The organism is Streptomyces sp. NPDC001732 (assembly GCF_053596315.1).
Window position 1 is genome coordinate 124457 of sequence record NZ_JBSFFY010000001.1, and the last position, 18668, is coordinate 143124.

The following is an 18668-nucleotide window of genomic DNA, read 5'->3' on the forward strand; positions in this document are numbered from 1 at the left end:
CGTCACCCGGCAGCGACCACAGGGGAGTTGGTGGCACGATGGAGTGCGACGGAGGGTGCTCGGCCGCACATCTCCGGGCCGGCAAGGTGTACCGACCAAGGGTGTGATCAGTCGTGGCCATTTCACTGTCCGTGGTGCTCATGTTTGCGATCATCCTGGTGGTCATGATCCGGGGCGGTTCCATCAAGCCCGGACCGGCGATCGTCGCGGCGCTCTTCGGCTTCTTCCTGGCGTCGACCGGCATGGCGCCGTCGATCAACCGGTTCATGAACTCGATAGCCGAGACCATCAACCAGATCTCCTTCTGATCTCCTCCTGACCCGGCGACAGATGTCGCACGCGGTCCGGGGGCCGTACGCGGCCCGGCGGGGAGACCCCTTCCGGCCCGGCGCCGGGCACCCGCGCGGCACGTCGTGAGGAGCGCGGCCGTGCGAAGGGGACCGGCCCGGGGAACGGCGCGGCCGTGAAACACGAAGAACACGAAGAACGCAAAGGGCCCGGTCGGCGAGTGATTCGCCGGACCGGGCCCGAGCATGGAGCGGGCGACGGGAATCGAACCCGCGTAGCTAGTTTGGAAGACTAGGGCTCTACCATTGAGCTACGCCCGCAAAGCCGCACCGCGGGTCCGGGGACCGGCGGCACGTGAAGCATCGTAGCGGGTCGCGGGCGTTGCCCGCACACCCGTTGCCCGGGGCTGCCCGGCGCGGCGTTCGGCGACGCCCGCCGGAAGGGGCCGACGCACTGTCCGACTGCATGTACCCTACGTGTCGCACCGACGGGGTGTGGCGCAGCTTGGTAGCGCGTCCGCTTTGGGAGCGGAAGGTCGTCGGTTCGAATCCGGCCACCCCGACCACCGGCACGATCAGGGACCCTCGCAGGCGGCGTTCCGGGGCCACCCGGAAGATCGCGGAGCACGGGCGGGATCGCATTGTGGGAGTCAGTCTCCTTGCCGTTACTATGCAAATTGCGTGCCCGTGTGTCTGATGTACCGGGCTCGGTCCGCGAAGCCGCCTCCCGTGCGGCGGAGCAGAACCCCAAGAAGTCAGCCACCAAGGAGACCGAACCGTGAAGAGCGCCGTGGAGACCCTGAACCCGACCCGGGTTCGGCTCACTGTCGAGGTGCCCTTCGAGGAGCTCAAGGACAGCCTCGACGCGGCGTACAAGAAGATCAACCAGCAGGTCACGGTGAAGGGCTTCCGCAAGGGCAAGATCCCTGCCCGGGTCATCGACCAGCGGTTCGGTCGCGGTGCGGTGCTGGAGGAGGCCGTCAACGACGCGCTCCCGAAGTTCTACACCGAGGCCGTCAACGAGGGTGAGCTCAACGTCCTCGGTCAGCCCGAGGTCGACATCACCGAGCTGAAGGACGGCGAACTGCTGGCCTTCACCGCCGAGGTTGACGTACGCCCCGAGATCGAGATCCCGGACTACTCCGGCATCGAGGTCACCGTCGACGCCATCGAGGTCACCGACGAGGACGTCGAGAAGGCCGTGGAGCAGCTCCGCGGACGCTTCGCCTCCACCAACCCGGTCGAGCGCGCCGCCGCCGAGGGCGACGTCGTGACGATCGACCTGGAGGCCAAGGTCGACGGCGAGGTCCTGGAGGACGGCGTGGCCGAGGGTGTCTCGTACACCATCGGTTCCGGCGAGCTCCTCGACGGCATCGACGCCGCGGTCACCGGCCTGGAGGCGGGTGGCGAGGCCACCTTCACCTCCGAGTTGAAGGGCGGTTCGGCCGAGGGCAAGGAGGCCGAGGTCACCGTCAAGGTCTCCGCGGTCGCCGCCCGTGAGCTCCCCGAGCTGGACGACGAGTTCGCCCAGATGGCCAGCGAGTTCGACACCCTCGACGAGCTGAAGGCCGACAGCCGCAAGCGCCTGGAGAACACCAAGCAGTACGACCAGGCCACCCAGGCCCAGGAGCGCGTCCTGGACGAGCTGCTCAAGCTCGCCGAGGTCCCGATCCCGGAGAAGCTGCTCGCGGACGAGGTGCAGACCCGCAAGCACAACCTGGAGCACCACCAGCTCGGGCAGATGGGTCTGACCCTCGAGAAGTACCTGGAGATCCAGGGCAAGACGGTCGAGGAGTTCGACGCCGAGACCTCCGAGCAGGCGATCAAGGGCATCAAGACCCAGTTCATCCTGGACGAGATCGTCAACAAGGAGAAGCTGAACGTCAACCAGGAGGAGCTCACCGAGCACCTCATGCGGCGTGCCGCTTCCTCCGGCATGAGCCCCGACCAGTTCGCCCAGGCCGTCGTCGAGGGCGGCCAGGTGCCGATGCTCGTCGGCGAGGTCGCCCGCGGCAAGGCGCTGGCCGTGGTCGTCGAGGCCGCCAAGGTCGTCGACACCAACGGCGAGGTCATCGACCTGGAGGACGACGAGGAGGAGGCCATCGAGGCCGTCGAGGCCGCCGAGGGCACCACCGAGGCCGTTGCCGAGGCCGCCGAGGAGAAGAACGAGGCCTGAGCCTCGCGCTGAACCCCTCCGACGGGCTCCGGACGCAGTCGCGTCCGGAGCCCGTCGCCATATGGCGCGCGGTGCCTCACACCCCTTGTGCGGACTGCGGACCTTGCGCTCCGAGCGAACAGTTGCGGAAGCGGGATGGCGTTGTCCCACCTGCGCGTTAGGGTCCATGAATAGGAAGGGCAGGGGAGTCCTTGCCCACCCGGTACGAAGACGCTGAGACGGCCGGAGCCGTCAGAGACGAGCAGGTGGATACGTGACGAATCTGATGCCCTACGCCGCCGGAGAGCCGTCCCTCGGTGGAGGCCTCGGTGACCAGGTCTACAGCCGGCTGCTCGGCGAGCGCATCATCTTCCTCGGCCAGCAGGTCGACGACGAGATCGCCAACAAGATCACCGCGCAGCTGCTTCTTCTCGCCGCGGAGCCCGAGAAGGACATCTACCTCTACATCAACAGCCCCGGTGGTTCGGTGACGGCCGGCATGGCGGTCTACGACACCATGCAGTACATCCCGAACGACGTGGTCACCATCGGCATGGGCATGGCGGCCTCGATGGGTCAGTTCCTGCTCACCGGCGGTACCGCGGGCAAGCGCTTCGCGCTCCCGAACACCGACATCCTCATGCACCAGGGCTCGGCCGGCATCGGCGGTACGGCCTCGGACATCAAGATCCAGGCCCAGTACCTGCTGCGCACCAAGCAGCGCATGGCGGAGATCACCGCCCGTCACTCCGGCCAGACCGTCGAGACGATCATCCGTGACGGCGACCGCGACCGCTGGTACACCGCGGAGGAGGCCAAGGAGTACGGCCTCATCGACGAGATCATCACGGCCGCATCGGGCGTTCCGGGCGGCGGCGGCACCGGCGCCTGAGCCGGCACCCACCGGGTCCGGCACCACCGCCCCGCGCACCTCTCGTACGCCGAGACACCCAGCCACAGAACGCCACCAGGATGGTGAACACCCACATGAACAACTTCCCCGGCGCCTCCGCGAGCGGCCTCTACACCGGCCCGCAGGTGGACAACCGCTACATCGTGCCGCGCTTCGTGGAGCGCACCTCGCAGGGCGTGCGCGAGTACGACCCGTACGCGAAGCTCTTCGAGGAGCGCGTGATCTTCCTCGGCGTGCAGATCGACGACGCCTCCGCCAACGACGTCATGGCGCAGCTGCTGTGCCTGGAGTCGATGGACCCGGACCGGGACATCTCCATCTACATCAACAGCCCCGGCGGCTCGTTCACCGCGCTCACCGCGATCTACGACACGATGCAGTTCGTGAAGCCGGACATCCAGACGGTCTGCATGGGCCAGGCGGCCTCCGCCGCGGCCGTGCTGCTCGCCGCGGGCACGCCCGGCAAGCGCATGGCACTGCCCAACGCCCGTGTGCTGATCCACCAGCCGTCCTCGCAGACCGGCCGCGAGCAGCTCTCCGACCTGGAGATCGCGGCCAACGAGATCCTGCGGATGCGCACCCAGTTGGAGGAGCTGCTGGCCAAGCACTCCACCACCCCGCTGGAGAAGATCCGCGACGACATCGAACGCGACAAGATCCTGACCGCCGAGGACGCCCTCGCCTACGGTCTCATCGACCAGATCGTGTCGACCCGCAAGCAGGCGGCCGCGGCCGTCTGACGTCGGCCTTCGCCCCTTGGCGCGCCACGTTCGCCCGGTCTTTACCGTGTGAACCGTGCCAAGGGGGCCCCGAACGGGGGGCAAGGCAAGGTACCGTCGGATAGAGGCACCAGGAGCCGCTGAACCAAGCTGCTCCCAGGCGAAGGGGAAGCACCTCGTGGCACGCATCGGTGATGGCGGCGACCTGCTCAAGTGCTCGTTCTGTGGAAAGAGCCAGAAGCAGGTGAAGAAGCTCATCGCGGGTCCCGGTGTGTACATCTGCGACGAGTGCATCGATCTCTGCAACGAGATCATCGAGGAGGAGCTCGCCGAGACCTCCGAGGTGCGGTGGGAGGAACTCCCGAAGCCGCGCGAGATCTACGAGTTCCTCGAGGGGTACGTCGTCGGGCAGGAGCCTGCGAAGAAGGCCCTCTCGGTCGCTGTGTACAACCATTACAAGCGGGTCCAGGCAGGCGAGAACGGCGGCGCGCAGGGCCGGGACGACGCCATCGAACTGGCCAAGTCCAACATCCTGCTGCTGGGCCCCACGGGCTCCGGCAAGACGCTGCTCGCGCAGACGCTGGCCCGCATGCTCAACGTCCCGTTCGCCATCGCCGACGCGACGGCGCTGACGGAGGCCGGCTACGTCGGCGAGGACGTCGAGAACATCCTGCTGAAGCTGATCCAGGCCGCGGACTACGACGTCAAGAAGGCCGAGACCGGGATCATCTACATCGACGAGATCGACAAGGTCGCCCGCAAGAGCGAGAACCCGTCGATCACCCGTGACGTCTCCGGCGAGGGCGTCCAGCAGGCCCTGCTGAAGATCCTGGAGGGCACCACCGCCTCCGTACCGCCGCAGGGCGGCCGGAAGCACCCGCACCAGGAGTTCATCCAGATCGACACGACGAACGTGCTGTTCATCGTGGGCGGCGCCTTCTCCGGTCTGGAGCGGATCATCGAGGCGCGGGCGGGTGCCAAGGGCATCGGCTTCGGCGCGACCATCCGTTCCAAGCGGGAGATCGAGGCGAGCGACCAGTTCCAGGAGGTCATGCCGGAGGACCTGGTGAAGTTCGGGATGATCCCGGAGTTCATCGGCCGCCTGCCCGTCCTCACCTCGGTCCACAACCTGGACCGCGAGGCGCTGCTGCAGATCCTCGTCGAGCCGCGCAACGCCCTCGTGAAGCAGTACCAGCGGCTGTTCGAACTCGACGGCGTGGAGCTGGACTTCGACCGCCCGGCCCTGGAGGCCATCGCCGACCAGGCGATCCTGCGCGGCACCGGCGCGCGCGGCCTGCGGGCCATCATGGAGGAGGTCCTCCAGTCCGTGATGTACGAGGTGCCGTCCCGCAAGGACGTCGCCCGCGTGGTCATCACGGCGGACGTCGTCCGCGACAACGTCAACCCGACCCTGGTCCCGCGCGAGCCGCGCACGATCGGCAACGGCGACGGCGGCCGGCACGAGAAGTCCGCGTAGCGGTACGTACGCATACGGAAGAGGGGCGCCCGGCCGGGCGCCCCTCTTCCGCGTACCGCGAGGTGATCAGGCCTTGGTGCGGGACGTGTTGTAGAGCTTGGCGGCAAGGGCGGCGACGTCCTCCGTCGGCATGGCCTTGTTGGTCATGGCCGCACCGATGTCGATGCCGAAGACGATGCCGACCGTGCTGTAGTCGGCCCAGATGCAGACCGGGGTGAGGATCTCCTTGGGCCCGTTCTGCACGGTCCCGTCGGCACCCTTGTTGACCGTCTTCAGGGTCTGGCACTTCATCAGGGCGCCCTTGAACCCGGCGGGTTCGACGGTCTCGGGAGATCCGAGGAGGGTGACGTTGTTGTCGTCCTTCTCCTTCTCCATCTCCATCTTGGCGCCCGCGAAGGCGGCGTCGAGCGTCTTCGCGGGGTCGTCGACCTCGCCCCACACGCCCTTCAGCATGAGCATCTTCGCGGTGAGCGGGTTCTTATCCACGTCACCACTCGCGTACTCGCCGCCCGCCTCGTTCGGCGACTTGATGCCCATGGCCTCGGCCTCGGTCTTGTCCTTGCCCGTCATGGGCCCGGTCTTGCCGTCGCCATCGCCCTTCTTCGTGTACTCGTCCACGGACGCAGCCGGCGTCAGCTTGTACCCCTTGGTGGAGTCCGCGACATCGCTGTTGCTCGCGCCACCGCCGCCCGTCAGGAAGTAGATGCCGCCGCCGATGACCGCCAGCGCCACGATCACGCCGCCGACGATCAGGCCGGTCTTCTTCTTCGGCTCCGCCGGGGGGAACGGGGGCTGGCCGCCGTAGGCCGGCTGGCCGCCGTACGGAGGGGTGGGGGGCTGCTGGCCGTACGGGCCGGGCTGCTGGGGCGGGGGGTAGCCGTAACCGGGCTGGCCCTGCGGGGGCTGGCCGCCGTAGGCCGGCTGACCGCCGTACGGGGGAGTGGGGGGCTGCTGGCCGTACGGGCCCGGCTGGCCACCGTAGGGGCCGGGCTGGCCCTGGGGCTGCTGGCCACCGTACGGGCCCGGCTGGTTGTAGCTCATCTGCGGTGTCCCCTGTTCGTGATGCCTGTGCGTTCCGAACATCCTGACGGAAGGTTCCTCCCAGTGGAGCACCGGGAGGAACACCGTTACCGAACAATCCCGTTTCAGTGCATGACTGTGACGGCCCTAAACTGTCCCCCGTGACCGAGAACACTCAGCAGACGCCAGCCAGCAACCCCGAACTGCCGACCCAGTACGCACCGGCCGAGGTAGAGGGGAAGCTGTACGAGCGCTGGGTAGAACGGGGTTACTTCGAGGCCGACGAGCACAGCGAGAAGCCGCCGTACTCCATCGTCATCCCGCCGCCGAACGTCACGGGCAGCCTGCACCTCGGGCACGCCTTCGAGCACACGCTGATCGACGCCCTGGTCCGCCGCAAGCGCATGCAGGGCTACGAGGCGCTGTACCAGCCCGGCATGGACCACGCCGGCATCGCCACCCAGAACGTCGTCGAGCGGGAGCTCGGCAAGGAGGGCAAGTCCCGCCACGACCTGGGCCGCGAGGCCTTCGTCGAGCGCGTCTGGAAGTGGAAGAACGAGTCCGGCGGCCAGATCTCCGGCCAGATGCGCCGCCTCGGCGAGGGCGTCGCCTGGTCCCGCGAGCGCTTCACCATGGACGAGGGCCTGTCCGTCGCCGTCCAGACCATCTTCAAGAAGATGTACGACGACGAGCTGATCTACCGCGCCGAGCGCATCATCAACTGGTGCCCGCGCTGTCTGACCGCGATCTCGGACATCGAGGTCGAGTACCAGGACGACGACGGCGAGCTCGTCTCGATGACGTACGGCGAGGGGGACGACACCATCGTCGTCGCCACCACCCGCGCCGAGACGATGCTCGGCGACACCGCCGTCGCCGTCCACCCCGACGACGAGCGCTACAAGCACCTCGTCGGCAAGCGGATCAAGCTGCCGCTGACCGACCGCACGATCCCCGTCGTCGCCGACCACCACGTCGACCCGGAGTTCGGCACCGGTGCCGTGAAGGTCACGCCCGCGCACGACCCGAACGACTTCGAGATCGGCAAGCGCCACGACCTGCCGTTCCTCACGGTCATGGACGAGCGCGCCGTCATCACGGTCCCCGGCCCCTTCGAGGGACTCGACCGCATGGAGGCCCGCTCCGCCATCGTCGGCGCGCTGCGCGCCGAGGGCCGGATCGTCGCCGAGAAGCGTCCGTACCTCCACTCCGTCGGCCACTGCTCGCGCTGCAAGACCACCGTCGAGCCGCGGCTGTCCATGCAGTGGTGGGTCAAGGTCGCCCCGCTCGCCCAGGCGGCCGGTGACGCCGTCCGCGACGGCAAGGTCAAGATCCACCCGCAGGAGATGGAGAAGCGGTACTTCGACTGGGTCGACAACCTCCACGACTGGTGCATCTCGCGCCAGCTCTGGTGGGGCCACCGCATCCCCGTCTGGTACGGCCCGAACGGCGAGGTCGTCTGCGTCGGACCGGACGACGAGGTGCCGACCGGCGAGGGCTGGACGCAGGACAACGACGTCCTGGACACCTGGTTCTCCTCCGGCCTGTGGCCGTTCTCCACGCTCGGCTGGCCGGAGAAGACCGACAGCCTCGCGAAGTTCTACCCGAACTCCGTCCTGGTCACCGGCTACGACATCCTCTTCTTCTGGGTCGCCCGGATGATGATGTTCGGCCTGTACGTCAACGAGGGCGTCCCGCCCTTCGAGACCATCGTCCTGCACGGCATGGTCCGCGACGAGTACGGCAAGAAGATGTCGAAGTCCTTCGGCAATGTCGTCAACCCGCTGGACTGGATGGACAAGTACGGCTCCGACGCGCTGCGCTTCACGCTGGCGCGCGGCGCCAACCCCGGCGTCGACGTCCCGATCGGCGAGGAGTGGGTCCAGGGCTCCGCCAAGTTCGCCAACAAGATCTGGAACGCCACTCGCTTCGCGCTGATGAACGGCGCGACGATCGAGGGCGAGCTGCCGGCCGCCGACGAGATGTCGGTGACCGACCGCTGGATCCTCTCCCGGCTGGGCAAGACCGTCGCCGAAGTAGACGCGTATTACGACGACTTCCAGTTCTCCAAGCTCAGCGAGTCGCTCCGGCACTTCGCCTGGGACGAGGTCTTCGACTGGTACGTCGAGCTGTCCAAGACGACGTTCTTCGCGGGCGGCCGGCCCGCCGAGGTCTCGGGCCGGGTCCTGGGCGAGGTCCTCGACGTGATGCTGCGCCTGCTGCACCCGGTCGTCCCGTTCGTCACGGAGACGCTCTGGACCGCGCTCACCGGCCGGGAGTCCGTCGTCGTCGCCGACTGGCCGAAGGACTCCGGCTTCCGCGACGACGCGGCCGAGCAGGAGATCGCACTCGTCCAGCAGGTCGTCACCGAGGTCCGCCGGTTCCGCTCCGACCAGGGCCTGCAGCCCGGCCAGAAGGTCCCGGCCGAGCTGGCCCTGACCGGTACGCCGCTCGCCCGGCACGAGGCGGCCATCCGCCAGCTGCTGCGCCTGCAGCCCGCCGGGGAGGGCTTCCAGGCCACCGCGACGCTGCCGGTGGCGGGCACCACCGTCGCCCTCGACCTCTCCGGCACCATCGACGTCGAGGCCGAGCGCAAGCGCCTGACGAAGGACCTGGGCGCCGCCGAGAAGGAGAAGGCCCAGGCGCTCGGCAAGCTCTCCAACGAGGCGTTCCTCGGCAAGGCCCCGGACAACGTGGTCGACAAGATCCGCGGCCGGCTCGCCAAGGCCGAGGCGGACATCGAGCGCATCTCCGGCCAGCTGGCGAAGCTGCCGCAGGGCTGAGCCGGTACGAAGCCCCCGTGGACCCCTGGACAGGGGGCCACGGGGGCTTCGCCCGTTCCGGGCACGGTTCGCGGGCCCGGCCACCGGGCGCTGCGCGCGTTGTCGGCGCCCATCCGTAGACTGGCCCCGTGAGTGAGCCCCGCCCTTCCGACCGGCACGACGACTCCGATCCCGACGAGACCTTCGCGGAGATCGTCGACGAAGAGACCCAGCGCGACCCCGACCTGGCGGTGATCGAGGCCGGGAGCCGCACGCTGCGCACCCGCTCCGGGCCGCCGCAGGGCGAGGCGGTCCCCGCCCGCCCCGCCGACCCCGAGGTGGACAAGGCGCTGCGCGCCGTGGAGCAGGAGCTCGCCGGGCGCTGGGGCGAGACCAAGCTGGAGCCCTCCGTCACGCGCATCGCCGCGCTGATGGACGTGCTCGGCGAGCCGCAGCGCGCCTACCCCTCGATCCACATCACCGGGACCAACGGCAAGACGAGCACGGCCCGCATGATCGAGGCGCTGCTCGGCGCCTTCGACCTGCGCACCGGCCGCTACACCTCGCCGCACGTCCAGTCGATCACCGAGCGGATCAGCCTGGACGGCGCCCCGATCGACCCCGAGCGCTTCGTCGAGGCGTACCAGGAGATCAAGCCGTACGTGGAGATGGTCGACAACGACCAGCCCTACCGGCTCTCCTTCTTCGAGGTGCTGACGGGCATGGCCTACGCGGCCTTCGCCGACGCGCCGGTCGACGTCGCCGTCGTCGAGGTCGGCATGGGCGGCAGCTGGGACGCGACGAACGTGATCGACGCCTCGGTCGCCGTCGTCACCCCCATCTCGCTGGACCACACCGACCGGCTCGGCTCCACGCCCGCCGAGATCGCCGCCGAGAAGGCCGGGATCATCAAGCAGGGCGCCACGGTCATCCTGGCGCAGCAGCCCGTGGACGCCGCGCAGGTCATGCTGAAGAAGGCCGTCGAGGTCGACGCCACGGTCGCCCGCGAGGGCATGGAGTTCGGCGTCGTCTCGCGCGAGATCGCCGTCGGCGGGCAGCTGCTGACGCTGCGCGGCCTCGGCGGCGAGTACGAGGAGATCTTCCTCCCGCTGTACGGCGCCCACCAGGCGCACAACGCCGCGGTCGCGCTCGCCGCGGTGGAGGCGTTCTTCGGGATCGGTGCCGAGCGGCCCGGTTCGCTCGACATGGAGACGGTCCGCCAGGCGTTCGCCTCGGTGATCTCGCCGGGCCGCCTCGAAGTCGTCCGCTCCAGCCCCACCGTCGTCCTGGACGCGGCGCACAACCCGGCGGGTGCCACCGCCACCGCCGAGGGACTCTCCGAGGCGTTCGGCTTCTCCCGGCTGATCGGAGTGGTCGGCACCAGCGGCGACAAGGACGTCAAGGGGCTTCTCGAAGCCTTCGAGCCGATCTTCGCCGAGGTCGTCGTCACCCAGAACTCCAGCGGTCGCGCGATGGACGTCGACGAACTGGCCGCCGTCGCGGTCGAGGTCTTCGGCGACGAGCGGGTCCAGGTGGAACCGCGCCTGGACGACGCGCTGGAGGCGGCGATCACCCTCGCCGAGGAGGAGGACGAATACGCGGGCGCCGGCGTCCTGGTGACCGGCTCCGTGATCACGGTCGGTGAGGCCCGGCTGCTTCTGGGAAGGCGTTGACCCGTGCGTACGCTCTGTGCATCGACGTTGATCGGTGAGTTCTTCGTGATCGGCTTCGCGGGACTCGTTGCGATGAAGTCCGACGGCCTGACGGACGCCACGGTCTGGACGGTCTGCGGCATCGGCATGCTGCTGTCCGTGCTGCTCTGCGGCATGATCACCCGCCCCGGCGGAATACAGCTCGGCTGGGCGCTGCAGATCGCCCTGGTGCTGAGCGGCTTCGTCGTCCCGACGATGTTCTTCCTCGGCGCGGTCTTCGGCGGGCTGTGGTGGGCGTCGGTGCACTACGGCCGCAAGGTCGACGAGGCGAAGGCCCGCTGGGCGGCCGCGCAGGAGGCGGCCGAGGCACCGGCGGGTGGCTGAAGGCCCACCCGCCGACCGGGCCCGGCCACCGGTCCGCACCCGTACACCTGTAGCCTCGGTTCACCGCACCCGCATGCCTGCAAGGAGCAGCACACCATGACTCAGCGCACCCTCGTTCTCCTCAAGCCCGACGCGGTCCGGCGCGGACTGGTCGGCGAGATCGTCGGGCGGATCGAGCGCAAGGCCGGCTGGCGGATCACCGCGCTGGAGCTGCGTACCCTGGACCGGGCCACGCTGGAGCAGCACTACGCGGAGCACGTCGGCCGCCCGTTCTACGAGCCGCTCGTCGAGTTCATGCAGTCCGGCCCGGTCGTGGCGCTGGTCGCCGAGGGCGAGCGGGTCATCGAGGGCGTCCGTGCGCTGGCCGGTCCCACCGACCCGATCGCCGCAGCGCCCGGTTCCATTCGTGGTGATTTCGGCACGATCACCCGGGAGAACCTGATCCACGCCTCGGATTCCGAGGAGTCCGCGGAGCGGGAGATGAAGCTTTTCTTCCCCGGACTTTCCTGACCCCTGATCAGCCGAACAGCGCTCATGACCCGGGGCGACCGAATTAATTCGGTCGCCCTTCGGCATAGGGTTCCGGATCGCGGGAACGCATGCCTCCGACGTAACGTCACCATGAGCGGAGCGGCCACCCGTTCCGCCCACAATGGCGAAGGACCCTCGCACCGTGTCCGCGCACGCGGCACTACGATGGAATCTTCCACGCCCACAGCGCTCACCTCGCCGTCCAGAACAAGCCACAGTGCTTTCTCGGAAGGCCCGACGCATCCTCATGGGGAACAAGGGGAACTCAATGTCGTTCATCGGCCGTGACATGGCTATCGACCTCGGGACTGCCAACACGCTGGTGTACGTCAGGGGGCGCGGCATCGTCCTGAACGAGCCGTCCGTCGTGGCCATCAACACCAACACCGGCGGCATCCTGGCGGTCGGCTCCGAGGCCAAGAAGATGATCGGGCGCACACCGGGCAACATCGTTGCCGTGCGCCCCCTGAAGGACGGCGTGATCGCCGACTTCGAGATCACCGAGCGGATGCTCCGCTACTTCATCCTGAAGATCCACAAGCGCCGCTACCTGGCCCGCCCGCGGGTGGTCGTCTGCGTGCCCTCCGGTATCACAGGGGTCGAGCGCCGTGCCGTGATCGAGGCGTCGACGCAGGCCGGGGCGCGTCAGGTGCACATCATCGAGGAGCCCATGGCGGCAGCCATCGGCTCCGGGCTGCCGGTCCACGAGGCCACCGGCAACATGGTCGTCGACATCGGCGGCGGCACCACCGAGGTCGCGGTCATCTCGCTCGGCGGAATCGTCACCGCACAGTCGATCCGGGTCGCGGGCGACGAGCTGGACAACGCGATCATCCAGCACATCAAGAAGGAGTACTCGCTCCTCCTCGGCGAGCGCACCGCCGAACAGATCAAGATCACGATCGGTTCGGCGTACGACCTGGAGAAGGACGAGCACACCGAGATCCGCGGTCGCGACCTGGTCTCCGGGCTCCCCAAGACCGTGGTCATCTCGGCCGCGGAGGTCCGCAAGGCCATCGAGGAGCCGGTCAACGCGATCGTCGACGCCGTGAAGACCACGCTCGACAAGTGCCCGCCGGAGCTCTCCGGCGACGTCATGGACCGCGGCATCGTCCTCACCGGCGGTGGCGCGCTGCTGCGCGGGCTGGACGAGCGGCTGCGCCGCGAGACCGGCATGCCGATCCACATCGCGGAGGACCCGCTGGACTCGGTGGCCCTCGGCTCGGGCAAGTGCGTCGAGGAGTTCGAGGCGCTCCAGCAGGTGCTGGACGCCCAGCCCCGCAGGTAGACCACCGCCCACCAGGTGGACAACACGGTGGACAACACATCGGTCCGCTGTACGGAACACTGCCGATCCGTGCGGCCGATCGTTGATATACAGGCACGAACATTCCGACGAGGAAGGCACGGCCGCCGCACGTGAGGGACACACGAGAGAGCCGGCTGCTCCTGGTGCTGCTGATCGCCATCGCGTTCGCATTGATCACGGTGGACATCCGCGGGGGCGAGGAGTCACCGGTGGACGGCGCCCGGCGGGCCGCCGCAGCGGCCCTCGGGCCGGTCGAGAACGGCGTCGCGGCAGCCGTCGACCCGGTGGGCAACGCCATAGGGGCGGTGCGCGACTCCGGTGAGCGGCACAACCGGATCGCCCAGCTGGAGCAGCAGAACGCCGAGCTCAAGGCGAAGCTCGGCAGCGACGACCGCAACCGCAGCCGGGCCCGCGAGCTCGACCGGATGCTGAAGAAGTCGGCCGCCGGACAGTACGGCATCAAGGCCGCCGAGGTCATCGCCATAGGAGCGGCCCAGGGCTTCTCCTGGACGGTCACCATCGACGCGGGCTCCCGCGACGGGATCAAGCGCGACATGACCGTCATCAACGGCGACGGGCTGGTCGGCCGGGTCACCACCGTCGGCCCGGACACCGCCACGGTGCTCCTGGCCAACGACCCCGACTTCACCGTCGGCACCCGCATGGAGAAGACCGACGAGCTCGGCTTCGCCACCGGCCAGGGCACCCGGCCGCTGTCGGTCCAGTTCCTCAACGGCAGGGCCAAGGTGAAGAAGGGAGACCGGCTCGTCACCTTCGGCTCCAGCAAGGACAAGCCGTTCGTGCCCGGTGTCCCGGTCGGCGAGGTCGTCCGCGTCGACCCGTCCGGCGGTGACCTGACCCGTACCGTCTACGTCCGTCCGTACGTCGGGTTCAGCAAGCTCGACATCGTCGGCGTCGTGGTCCAGGCACCGCGCGAGGACCCCCGGGACATGGTCCTGCCGAAGCAGCCCGCCAAGCCCGCCAAGCCGAAGCCCACCCCCACCGTCACCGTCACGATCTCGCCCAACGGCGACATCGTCGACACGGAGGGGAACGTCGTCGGCAACATTCACGAGAGCCCGGACCCCAGCGGCAGCCCGGACGCCACCCCGAACGCCGGCACCGCGGCAACCGAGCAGAGGTAGAGCTGATCTCCATGCGTCTGAACCGGATCCTGCTCTCCACGGTCCTGGTCGTGGTCGCCCTCGTCGTCCAGGTCTCCGTGCTCGCCCGCCTCCAGCTCCCCGGCGCCGTGCCGGACCTGCTGCTCCTGGTCGTCCTCGGCCTCGCCTTCGTGTACGGGCACGTCAGCGGCGCCCTCATCGGCTTCGGCGCGGGGCTCCTCGCCGACCTGGCGCCGCCCGCCGACCACGCCGCCGGTCGCTACGCCCTGGTCCTCTGCGTCATCGGCTATCTGGCCGGGCTGGTGAAGCCGGAGAACGGACAGCTGAAGTCGGCGATGGTCCCGATGACCGGCGTCGTCGTCGCGGCGATCGGCTCGACCCTGCTGTACGCGCTCGTCGGCGCGCTCGTCGGGGACACGGCGGCCCGTCATGTCGGCCTCGGCAGCCTGCTGTTCACCGCCGCCGTCTACGACCTGCTCCTCGCGCCCTTCGTCGTACCGCTGATCATGGCCGTCGCCAGACGCACGGTGAACGATCCGCTCGCCGACACCTCCGGCGGCGGGGACGTGGCCGCGGGCTGGCTCGCCTCCGGCACCGGGCTGCGGATCGGCAGCCAGCGCGGCGGACTGCGCATCAAGGCCGCCCGTACCCGCGCGGCACGCGCCGGACGGATCAAGGGAGTCAAGCGACTGTGAGGCCGCACCACAGGGGGGCCGCCCCCCGGGCCAACGGCCCGACCACCAGGCCGTGTCCGACCGATCCCGCCCGGCGCACGACGCCCGGCACCCGCATTCGCCGCGGTGTCGGAGTCGTCCGAGTACGCCCGGTGCGAGGACGATCCTCCGCCTTGCGACTGCACGCACCGGACGCCGCGCGCCCCGCCCTGCGGGCGGACGGCGCCATTTGTCGGACACGACCTGGCGGGGGCGCCGCGTGAGCAACATCCCCGAGACCGGACGGACCCAGCGGGTCCGGATCAGGCTCGCCGTCATCCAGGTACTCGTCTTCTCCCTGCTGCTCACCCTCGGCGGACGCCTCTGGTACCTCCAGATCCGAAACGGCCAGGAGTACAGCGACGAGGCGAAGAACAACCACGTCCAGCAGGTCGTCCAGCCCGCCGTCCGCGGCTCCATCCTCGACGCGCGCGGTGTGCCGCTCGCCGACAACGAGACCCGGCTGGTGGTCTCCGCGAGCCGCACCGAGCTGATGAAGATGGAGGACGACGGCAAGAGCGTGCTGACCCGGCTCGCCGACGTCCTCGACATGAAGCCCAAGGAGGTCCTCGACAAGGTCCGGCTCTGCGACTCCAAGACGCCGCAGCCCTGCTGGAACGGCTCCCCGTACCAGCCGATCCCGGTCACCGACGAGGCCACCACCCAGCAGGCCCTCCAGATCCGCGAACGGGCCGAGGACTTCCCCGGCATCACCGCCGAACCCACCGCCGTACGCCGCTATCCCGCCCCAGGCAAGGCCAACACGGCCCAGGTCCTCGGCTACCTCTCGCCCGTCACCGACGAGGAGATCACCAAGGCCCAGGACACCGACTCGCCGTACCTGCGCTCCGACCAGGTCGGCCGCTCCGGCCTGGAACGCACCTACGACAAGGAGCTGCGCGGCAAGGCGGGCGTCACCCGCTACGAGGTCGACAACCTCGGCCGGGTCATCGGCCAGGCGAAGAACGACGAGGCGAAGCCCGGCTCCAGCGTCGTCACCTCCATCGACGCCCGGGTCCAGGCCGTCGCCGAGTACGAGCTCAACGAGGCCATGAAGACGGCCCGCCAGGCGTTCGACAAGAACACCGGCGAGAACTACAAGGCCGACTCCGGCGCCGTCGTCGTCATGGAGGCGAAGACCGGCCGCGTCGTCGCCATGGCCTCCCTGCCGAACTACGACCCCAACGCCTGGGTCGGCGGCATCTCCGCCAAGGACTACGCCAAGCTCACCGGCAAGAACTCCAACTACCCGCTGCTGAACCGGGCCATCCAGGGCCAGGCCGCCCCCGGCTCGATCTTCAAGGTCATCTCGTCGACCGCCGCGGTCAACGCCGGCTACCCCTTCAACGGCAACTACCCCTGCCCCAGCTCGTACAGCATCGGCGGCCAGACCTTCAAGAACTTCGAGTCCCAGGGCCACGGCTCCATCACCATCGGCCGGGCTCTGGAGGTCTCCTGCGACACCGTCTACTACGCCCTCGCGCACAAGGAATGGGCCAAGGACGGCGGCAACAAGCCCAAGAAGCACCCCAAGGACTGGTTCTACAAGACCGCCCACCAGTTCGGCCTCGGCAAGGAGACCGGCATCGACCTCCCCAACGAGGTCGGCGGCCGGGTCCCCGACCGCAAGTGGAAGCAGGACTTCTACAACGCGAACAAGGACGCCTGGTGCAAGCAGGGCAAGAAGGGCGGCACGTACGTCGAGCAGATCGCTTACGAGAACTGCCTCGAGGGCGACAAGATGCGCGCCGGTGACTCCGTCAACTACTCGATCGGCCAGGGCGACACCCTCGTCACCCCGATCCAGATGGCCACCATCTACGCCGCGATCTCCAACGGCGGCACGCTCTACGACCCCACCGTCGGCAAGGCGATCGTCAGCGGCGACGGCAAGACCGTCGAGATGATCGAGCCCAAGTCGCACGGCAAGCTGCCCTTCACCCGCCAGACCCGCAACGACATGGACAAGGCCCTCGCGGGAGTCGCGACCCGCGGTTCGGCCGCCTGGCGATTCGGCGGCTGGCCGCAGGACAAGATCCCGATGCACGCCAAGACGGGTACGGCCGAGGTCTACGGCAAGCAGACGACCTCCTGGTTCGCCACGTACACCAAGGACTACTCGATCGTCATGACGATCTCCCAGGGCGGCACCGGCTCCGGCGCCTCCGGGCCCGCCGTGCGCAACATCTACGACGCCCTCTACGGACTCGACGACTCCGGCAAGCAGGACCTGAAGAAGGCGCTGCTGCCCACCCCGCAGAAGTCCCTGCCCAAGATCCAGCCGGACGGCTCGATCGACGCCCCGCAGATCAAGCCCTACGACCCCGGCTCGCAGAAGACCACCGAGGAACAGACCCTCGCGGCGGTCCTGGGGAGGCGCGACTGATGGCCGGCTTCTCCGTCCAGCGGTACGCCCCCGAACGCTCCGCCTGGGGCAGGCTCACCGCCCGCGACTCCGTCGTGCGCAAACTCGACTGGCCGCTGCTCGGGTCCGCGATCGCGCTCTCCTTCATCGGCTCGCTGCTGGTCTACTCGGCGACCCGGGGCCGCGACTCGCTCACCCACGGCGACCCGTACTACTTCCTCCTGCGGCACGCGCTCAACACCGGCATCGGCTTCGCCCTGATGGTCGGCACGATCTGGCTCGGCCACCGGACCCTGCGCGGCGCCGTCCCGATCCTGTACGGCCTGTCGGTGGTCCTGGTGCTGGCGGTCCTCACCCCGCTCGGCGCCACCGTCAACGGCGCCCACGCCTGGATCATCATCGGCGGCGGCTTCTCGCTCCAGCCCTCCGAATTCACCAAGATCACCATCATTCTGGTCATGGCGATGCTGCTCGCCGAGCGCGTCGACGCGGGCGACCAGCTCCACCCCGACCACCGGACCGTCGCCAAGGCCCTCGGTCTGGCGGCCGTCCCGATGGCCATCGTCATGGGGATGCCGGACCTCGGCTCCGTGATGGTCATGGCCGTCATCGTGCTCGGAGTGCTCCTCGCCTCCGGCGCCTCGAACCGCTGGGTCTTCGGGCTCCTCGGCGCGGGCGCGGGCGGCGCCGTCGCCATCTGGCAGCTCGGCCTGCTCGACGACTACCAGATCGCCCGCTTCGCCGCCTTCGCCAACCCCGCGCTCGACCCGGCGGGCGTCGGCTACAACACCAATCAGGCCAGGATCGCGATCGGCTCCGGCGGGCTGTACGGCACGGGCCTCTTCCAGGGCACCCAGACCACCGGCCAGTTCGTCCCCGAGCAGCAGACCGACTTCGTCTTCACCGTCGCGGGCGAGGAACTGGGCTTCCTCGGCGCCGGGCTGATCCTCGTCCTGCTCGGCGTCGTGCTGTGGCGCGCCTGCCGGATCGCCCGCGAGACGACCGAGCTGTACGGCACGATCGTCGCCGCCGGGATCATCGCCTGGTTCGCCTTCCAGTCGTTCGAGAACATCGGGATGACGCTCGGCATCATGCCGGTCGCCGGACTCCCGCTGCCCTTCGTCTCGTACGGGGGATCCTCGATGTTCGCCGTCTGGGTGGCCGTCGGACTGCTCCAGTCGATCAGGGTGCAGCGGCCGATAAGCGCCTGAGCCGGTGCGGGAGCACTGCACATTTACGGACAACACGTCTAGATTC

15 protein-coding genes and 2 tRNA genes are annotated in these 18668 nt (G+C 68.9%); 15 read left to right on the forward strand and 2 right to left on the reverse strand.

Annotated elements, in window-relative coordinates; translation table 11 throughout:
- The first annotated feature begins 113 nt into the window (after positions 1–113).
- Positions 114–308, forward strand: coding sequence for a hypothetical protein (locus ACWCXX_RS00480; RefSeq protein ID WP_383710152.1), 195 nt, complete (start codon positions 114–116; stop codon positions 306–308).
- 226 nt (positions 309–534) lie between these two features.
- On the opposite strand, the gene ACWCXX_RS00485 is transcribed toward ACWCXX_RS00480, so the two are convergent.
- Positions 535–608 (reverse strand) — tRNA-Gly (locus tag ACWCXX_RS00485).
- A gap of 168 nt (positions 609–776) precedes the next feature.
- On the opposite strand from ACWCXX_RS00485, the gene ACWCXX_RS00490 reads away from it, so the two are divergent.
- The 5 genes from ACWCXX_RS00490 to clpX all read left to right on the forward strand — a co-directional run bounded on the left by ACWCXX_RS00490 (position 777) and on the right by clpX (position 5551).
- Positions 777–853, forward strand: a tRNA-Pro gene (locus ACWCXX_RS00490).
- Between the two features lie 212 nt (positions 854–1065).
- The gene (gene tig / locus ACWCXX_RS00495) at positions 1066–2463 is read left to right on the forward strand and encodes a trigger factor (protein ID WP_451122776.1); all 1398 of its coding nucleotides are present in this window, start codon (positions 1066–1068) and stop codon (positions 2461–2463) included.
- Positions 2464–2728: 265 nt separating this feature from the next.
- Positions 2729–3334: an ATP-dependent Clp protease proteolytic subunit gene (locus tag ACWCXX_RS00500; protein ID WP_187438547.1), complete on the forward strand. Its 606-nt coding sequence runs from the start codon at positions 2729–2731 to the stop codon at positions 3332–3334.
- An 80-nt stretch (positions 3335–3414) separates the two neighbouring features.
- Positions 3415–4095, forward strand: coding sequence for an ATP-dependent Clp protease proteolytic subunit (locus ACWCXX_RS00505; RefSeq protein WP_283851564.1), 681 nt, complete (start codon positions 3415–3417; stop codon positions 4093–4095).
- Positions 4096–4252: 157 nt separating this feature from the next.
- On the forward strand, positions 4253–5551 hold the full coding sequence (gene clpX, locus ACWCXX_RS00510; protein WP_450312217.1) for an ATP-dependent Clp protease ATP-binding subunit ClpX: 1299 nt from the start codon (positions 4253–4255) through the stop codon (positions 5549–5551).
- Positions 5552–5617: 66 nt separating this feature from the next.
- Here the strand turns inward: clpX and ACWCXX_RS00515 are convergent, their stop codons facing one another.
- Positions 5618–6592, reverse strand: coding sequence for a hypothetical protein (locus ACWCXX_RS00515; RefSeq protein ID WP_451122778.1), 975 nt, complete (start codon positions 6590–6592; stop codon positions 5618–5620).
- A gap of 140 nt (positions 6593–6732) precedes the next feature.
- Here ACWCXX_RS00515 and ACWCXX_RS00520 point away from each other — a divergent pair, with 140 nt between their 5' ends.
- The 9 genes from ACWCXX_RS00520 (at position 6733) to rodA (ending at position 18622) form a co-directional block, all read left to right on the forward strand.
- Positions 6733–9354 carry a valine--tRNA ligase gene (locus ACWCXX_RS00520; protein ID WP_451122780.1) on the forward strand — a complete coding sequence of 874 codons (2622 nt, stop codon included), beginning with the start codon at positions 6733–6735 and terminating at the stop codon, positions 9352–9354.
- A gap of 128 nt (positions 9355–9482) precedes the next feature.
- The gene (gene folC, locus ACWCXX_RS00525) at positions 9483–11006 is read left to right on the forward strand and encodes a bifunctional tetrahydrofolate synthase/dihydrofolate synthase (RefSeq protein ID WP_451122782.1); all 1524 of its coding nucleotides are present in this window, start codon (positions 9483–9485) and stop codon (positions 11004–11006) included.
- A 3-nt stretch (positions 11007–11009) separates the two neighbouring features.
- Positions 11010–11369 carry a DUF4233 domain-containing protein gene (locus ACWCXX_RS00530; protein ID WP_451122784.1) on the forward strand — a complete coding sequence of 120 codons (360 nt, stop codon included), beginning with the start codon at positions 11010–11012 and terminating at the stop codon, positions 11367–11369.
- A gap of 96 nt (positions 11370–11465) precedes the next feature.
- Entirely contained in the window at positions 11466–11879 is a 414-nt protein-coding gene (ndk, locus tag ACWCXX_RS00535; RefSeq protein WP_451122786.1) for a nucleoside-diphosphate kinase, read from the forward strand.
- A 289-nt stretch (positions 11880–12168) separates the two neighbouring features.
- A complete protein-coding gene (locus ACWCXX_RS00540; RefSeq protein ID WP_392080979.1) occupies positions 12169–13188 on the forward strand; it encodes a rod shape-determining protein in 1020 nt (339 codons plus the stop codon).
- 131 nt (positions 13189–13319) lie between these two features.
- Positions 13320–14354, forward strand: a complete 1035-nt coding sequence (gene mreC, locus ACWCXX_RS00545) for a rod shape-determining protein MreC (protein WP_451122788.1) — start codon at positions 13320–13322, stop codon at positions 14352–14354.
- Positions 14355–14365: 11 nt separating this feature from the next.
- Positions 14366–15028 (forward strand): rod shape-determining protein MreD, encoded by a 663-nt coding sequence (gene mreD, locus ACWCXX_RS00550; RefSeq protein ID WP_451122790.1) that lies wholly within the window; start codon positions 14366–14368, stop codon positions 15026–15028.
- Between the two features lie 238 nt (positions 15029–15266).
- Positions 15267–17432, forward strand: coding sequence for a penicillin-binding protein 2 (mrdA, locus tag ACWCXX_RS00555; RefSeq protein WP_451122792.1), 2166 nt, complete (start codon positions 15267–15269; stop codon positions 17430–17432).
- Complete coding sequence (gene rodA, locus ACWCXX_RS00560) at positions 17432–18622, forward strand: rod shape-determining protein RodA (RefSeq protein WP_451122794.1); 1191 nt, start codon at positions 17432–17434, stop codon at positions 18620–18622. Before mrdA ends, rodA begins: the two co-directional genes overlap by 1 nt.
- The last annotated feature ends 46 nt before the right edge of the window (positions 18623–18668 follow it).

Excerpts from the sequence above, each read along its gene's own strand:
- rodA (WP_451122794.1), top strand. The coding sequence starts at position 17,432 with ATGGCCGGCTTCTCCGTCCAGCGGTACGCCCCCGAACGCTCCGCCTGG.
- ACWCXX_RS00500 (WP_187438547.1), top strand. The coding sequence starts at position 2,729 with ATGCCCTACGCCGCCGGAGAGCCGTCCCTCGGTGGAGGCCTCGGTGAC.
- ACWCXX_RS00515 (WP_451122778.1), bottom strand. The coding sequence starts at position 6,592 with ATGAGCTACAACCAGCCGGGCCCGTACGGTGGCCAGCAGCCCCAGGGC.
- ACWCXX_RS00540 (WP_392080979.1), top strand. The coding sequence starts at position 12,169 with ATGTCGTTCATCGGCCGTGACATGGCTATCGACCTCGGGACTGCCAAC.
- ndk (WP_451122786.1), top strand. The coding sequence starts at position 11,466 with ATGACTCAGCGCACCCTCGTTCTCCTCAAGCCCGACGCGGTCCGGCGC.
- mreD (WP_451122790.1), top strand. The coding sequence starts at position 14,366 with ATGCGTCTGAACCGGATCCTGCTCTCCACGGTCCTGGTCGTGGTCGCC.
- ACWCXX_RS00505 (WP_283851564.1), top strand. The coding sequence starts at position 3,415 with ATGGTGAACACCCACATGAACAACTTCCCCGGCGCCTCCGCGAGCGGC.